We start from the raw sequence: 4,979 nt of genomic DNA on the forward strand, positions 1-4,979 counted from the left end.
CCCCATCAGTGTTCACCGGCATCGGCCTTTTCGTCTCGATGTCAAACTCGACGCATCTCGCTGTGCGAACCTCGCTCCAAGCGCCATGCGTGCCTGAGCGGAACGAGCGCAGCATAAGCGCCATTTTCCAGAGGTTCGTCATTTCCAGGCTGTACAGGTCGAGATGACCGTCATCGATCTCCGCCGTCTCCTCGACGATGTTGCCGCCGCCATAGTGGCGGCCGTTGCCGACTGCAATCTGGTAGGTCTTGACTTCGGTCGCTACGCCCTTTTCGGTAATCCTTGCTTCGAAGAGGCGGGCCTTGGTCAACACTTTCATGGCTGCCAAGGCATAGCCAAACCTGCCGAAACGCTTCTTCAGCGCCGGATCGAGACCCTGCGCAAGGTCGGTGCTGAGGCCGATGCTCGCAACGTTGAAGAAAGCGTGACCATTGACGGTTCCGATGTCGATCAGACGTCGTCCGCCCTCTACGATCACGTCGGCCGCCTTTCCCAAATCCAACGGTATTTCGAGGGTGCGCGCCAGATCGTTCGCCGTCCCCATCGGAATGATACCCATCGGCAGCCGGCTTTCCATAACCGCGACCGCCGCTGAGGACACCGAGCCATCGCCGCCGCACACGATCACAAGATCGGCCCCATGGCGAACGCGCACGATGTCGCGTGCTATCTCGGGCAGCGCCTCAAACGTCTCGACGCTGACGCGGAGCCCACCGGCTTCCAGCCGCTCGACGACCGGTGCGATAGATTCCTGCCCGCGTCGTGCCTTCGGATTGACGAGTAGAAGCGCGCGTCTGTTCGTGATGTCGTTCATGCGGCGTAGATAGGGTGCTAGCCTGCGGATTGCGACGTCAACACGCGCACCCGGGAAGGCGCCAGAGTTGAATTTTCGTAACAGCCCGAATTGCTGGTTGTCACATCCGATGAGGAATCTGCACGGTTGGGGACGCTGTCGCCCGCATCCGCTGCGGCTAACTTGGCCGAACCTGACGCTCAAACGTCTTTGTGAGTCGACTTCTCGATGTCGACCGTTGATGATCCGAAATTTCGGCCTCATGCTCGTTCAGAGCGGCTTCCGGATCCATTTTGACAGGACGCCAACGATGCCCTCCCGGAACGACAGCACCGCGACAACGAAGATGATGCCCTGCCCGATGGTGACCCAGTCGCCGAATGTCGCGAGGTAGTTCTGCATCGTGACGATGACTGCCGCGCCGACGATCGGTCCGAACACTGTGCCCATGCCGCCCAAGAGCGTCATCAGCACGACCTCGCCGGACATGGTCCAGTAGACGTCGGTAAGCGACGCCAATTGGAACACGATTGCTTTGGTTGCACCGGCGACGCCGGCGAGCGTGGCCGACAGCACGAATACGGCGAGCTTGTAGCGGTTGACCCGATAGCCCAGCGAGATCGCGCGGGGCTCGTTCTCGCGGATCGCCTTTAACACCTGTCCAAACGGCGAATGGATAATCCGGTAGATCAGCAATATGCCGGCGAAGAAGACGGCGAGCACGAAGAAATAGAGGACTTCGCTCGAGCGCAGGTCGATCAGCCCGAACAGATGGCCGCGCGGCACGGCCTGGATGCCGTCCTCGCCACCGGTAAACGCCGCCTGCAGCGAGAAGAAATAGATCATCTGCGCAAAAGCCAGTGTCACCATGGCGAAATAGATGCCGTGGCGGCGAATGGCGAGGGAACCGATGGCGAGACCGAGCACGGCTGCCACCAGCGTGCCCGCGATAATGGCAAGTTCAGGCGTCAGACCCCACACCTTTGCCGCATGGGCCGAGACGTAGCTTGCCATGCCGAAATAGGCTGCGTGGCCGAAGGACAGGAGGCCACCAAAGCCGAGCAACAGGTTGAAGGCGCAGGCAAACAGCGCGAAGCACAGCACCTTCATGACAAAGATCGGATAGAGCAGGAATGGCGCGGCGATGAGGAAGACGAAAAGCGCGGCGAAGATCGCAAGGTGATGACGGGGCATGCCCGCGGCGCCAACGGACGTGATGGTCGCCATAGCGATCGGGTTGGTGTCGGTTGCCATCACACACTCCGCCCAAACAGACCGGCGGGTTTGACGAGCAGCACGAGCGCCATGATGACAAAGATCACCACGGCCGAGCCTTCCGGATAGAACACGCGGGTCAGGCCCTCGATCAACCCAAGCCCAAAGCCGGTGAGGATCGAGCCGAGGATTGAGCCCATGCCGCCGATGACGACGACGGCGAAGACGACAATGATCAGGTCTGCCCCCATGTTCGGATTGACTGCGTATATCGGCGCGGCGAGCACGCCGGCGAAACCCGCGAGTGCGACGCCGAAGCCATATGTGAGCGTGACCAGCAGCGGCACGTTGATGCCGAACGCGCCGACCATCGTCGGGTTCTCGGTCGCTGCCCTCAGATAGGCGCCAAGCCGGGTCTTTTCGATGATGAACCAGGTCGCGAGGCACACGATCAGGGAAGCCACAATCACCCAGGCGCGCGAATTGGGCAGGTACATGAAACCGAGATTATGCCCGCCGGTCAAAAGCGGCGGCGGCGGGTAAGGCAGGCCAGATACGCCGAAAAACTGGCGGAAGAAGCCGACGATTATCAGCGCCAGGCCGAAAGTGAGAAGCAGTCCGTAGAGATGGTCTAGGTGATAGAGCCGTCGGATCAGCACGCGCTCGAGCACGATCCCGGTGACGCCGACGATCGGCGGAACGATGAACACAGCCCACCAGTAACCGACGCCGAGATAGTTGAGCAGCATCCAAGCGCCGAAGGCGCCCAGCATGTACTGCGCGCCATGCGTGAAATTGATGATGTTCAAGAGACCGAAGATGACCGCCAGCCCGAGGCTCAGAACCGCGTAGAAGGACCCATTGATCAGCCCGAGCAGCAACTGGCCGAACAGGACCTGCGGCGGAATTCCAAGCAGTTCGAACATGGTCGCTCCAGCTGACTTGTCGACGAGACGACGCGCCGAGCGGTTCGGCGCGTCGTTGGCGAGGGCTCGCTTATTTAACGAGCGAACAGCCGCCTTCGGCGAGCGGGCGGAACGCCTTGTCGGCCGGAATGGTGGCCACCGTCTCGAAATAGTCCCATGGCCCCTTCGACTGGTCCGGCTTCTTGACGCGGAACAGATACATGTCATGCAGCTTGCGCCCGTCGGCGCGGATCGTACCCTTGCCGAACAGCGGATCGTCGGTCGGCATTTCCTTCATCTTGGCCATCACCTTGGCCGCATCCTTGTCACCAACGGCCTCGACGGCTTTAAGGTAATGCAGGACCGAAGCGTAGACTCCCGCCTCGATCATCGAAGGCTTTTGTCCGGCATTCCGCTCCTGGAAGCGGGCAGAGAATGCCCGCGTTTGATCGTCCTTGTCCCAGTAGAACGCGCTGGTGAGCACGAGACCTTGCGCCACGTCGAGGCCAAGCGCATGCACGTCATTGATGAACATCAGCAGGGCGGCGAGCGCCTGGCCACCCTGCGTGATGCCGAATTCCGACGCCTGCTTGACTGCGTTGATCGTGTCGCCGCCGGCATTTGCGAGGCCGACGACCTTGGCACCCGACCCTTGCGCCTGCAGCAGGAAGGACGAGAAATCCTGGCCGGGGAAAGGATGACGGACAGCGCCGAGAACCTTGCCGCCCGATGCTTCGACGACCGCCGACGTATCGCGCTCGAGCGCGTGGCCGAAGGCGTAGTCTGCCGTGACGAAGAACCAGCTATCGCCGCCTTCTGCGACCATGGCCGAGCCCGTGCCGTTGGCAAGCGCCCAGGTGTCGTAGGTCCAGTGGACGGTGTTGGGCGAACATGCTTTGCCGGTGAGGTCGGACGAGGCCGGACCCGAGGCGAGGAAGATCTTGTTCTTCTCCTTGGTGATCTCGTTGACAGCGAGCGCCACCGACGAGGTTGGCACGTCGGCGATTACATCGACGTTTTCAGTGTCGTACCACTGGCGGGCGATGTTCGAGCCGACGTCCGGCTTGTTCTGGTGGTCGGCGGAGACGATCGACACGTTGATGCCCTTGTCCGCGGCCTTGAAGTCTTCCGCCGCCATCTGGGCCGCGATGACCGAACCTTCACCGGCGATGTCTGCATAGATGCCGGAACGGTCATTCAGAACGCCGATCTTGACATCCGTGGCGTGGGCCGTGCCGGCCATCAGCAGGCTCGTCAGCGAAGCCAGAATAAACCCCATTTTTTTCATCGCTACTCTCCTCCGATTGCGGCGCAACGCGCCGTTGATGATTGCCTCAGACACCGAGATAGGCGTGCAGTTTGTCGATGTTGGCGTCGAGTTCGTCATTGGGGATCGTGTCGATCACGCGCCCCTGTTCGACCACGTAGTGACGGTCCGCGACCGACGCGGCGAAATGAAAATTCTGTTCAACGAGCACGATCGTGAATCCCTCGTCCTTGAGCCGGGCAATGGTGCGGCCGATCTGCTGCACGATGACGGGCGCAAGCCCTTCGGTCGGCTCATCGAGCAGCAAAAGCTTCGCACCCGTCCGCAAGATCCGGCCGATGGCGAGCATCTGCTGTTCGCCGCCCGAAAGCTTGGTGCCTTGGCTCGAAAGCCGCTCCTTCAGGTTCGGGAAAAGCTCGAAAATCTGCTCGACGCTGAGCCCACCGGGGCGCACCTGCGGCGGCAGCATCAAATTCTCCTCGACCGAAAGGCTGGAAAAGATCGCGCGTTCCTCTGGGCAGTAGGCGATGCCCATCTGTGCGATCAACCGCGACGGCAGCTTGATCGTCTCGCGGCCGTCATAGGTGACCGAGCCCGAGCGCCTGGAAAGGATGCCCATGACTGCCTTCAGCGTCGTCGTCTTGCCGGCGCCGTTGCGGCCGAGCAGCGTCACCACTTCGCCTTCGCCAATCTCGAAACTCACGCCGTGAAGCACATGGCTCTCGCCGTACCAACCCTGCAGGCCATCGACGCGCAGCAGCGGTTTCGCCGAGGGGACAGGAGCCGGCCTGCTCGTCAG

At 61.4% G+C, this 4,979-nt stretch carries 5 protein-coding genes; all 5 read right to left on the minus strand.

Going from position 1 to position 4,979, the window contains the following annotated elements:
• Nucleotides 1-814, minus strand: an 814-nt coding sequence (locus EOA86_RS22005) for a lipid kinase (RefSeq protein WP_128343560.1), incomplete at its 3' end; no start/stop codon positions are given.
• Between the two features lie 249 nt (nucleotides 815-1,063).
• Entirely contained in the window at nucleotides 1,064-1,987 is a 924-nt protein-coding gene (locus EOA86_RS22010; protein WP_245485841.1) for a branched-chain amino acid ABC transporter permease, read from the minus strand.
• A gap of 59 nt (nucleotides 1,988-2,046) precedes the next feature.
• The gene (locus EOA86_RS22015) at nucleotides 2,047-2,934 is read right to left on the minus strand and encodes a branched-chain amino acid ABC transporter permease (protein ID WP_029355907.1); all 888 of its coding nucleotides are present in this window, start codon (nucleotides 2,932-2,934) and stop codon (nucleotides 2,047-2,049) included.
• 70 nt (nucleotides 2,935-3,004) lie between these two features.
• Entirely contained in the window at nucleotides 3,005-4,192 is a 1,188-nt protein-coding gene (locus EOA86_RS22020; RefSeq protein ID WP_240992870.1) for an ABC transporter substrate-binding protein, read from the minus strand.
• Nucleotides 4,193-4,247: 55 nt separating this feature from the next.
• Complete coding sequence (locus EOA86_RS22025) at nucleotides 4,248-4,979, minus strand: ABC transporter ATP-binding protein (protein ID WP_128343562.1); 732 nt, start codon at nucleotides 4,977-4,979, stop codon at nucleotides 4,248-4,250.

Source organism: Mesorhizobium sp. M5C.F.Ca.IN.020.32.2.1 (genome assembly GCF_004023105.1).
Classification (GTDB): Bacteria; Pseudomonadota; Alphaproteobacteria; order Rhizobiales; family Rhizobiaceae; genus Mesorhizobium; species Mesorhizobium wenxiniae.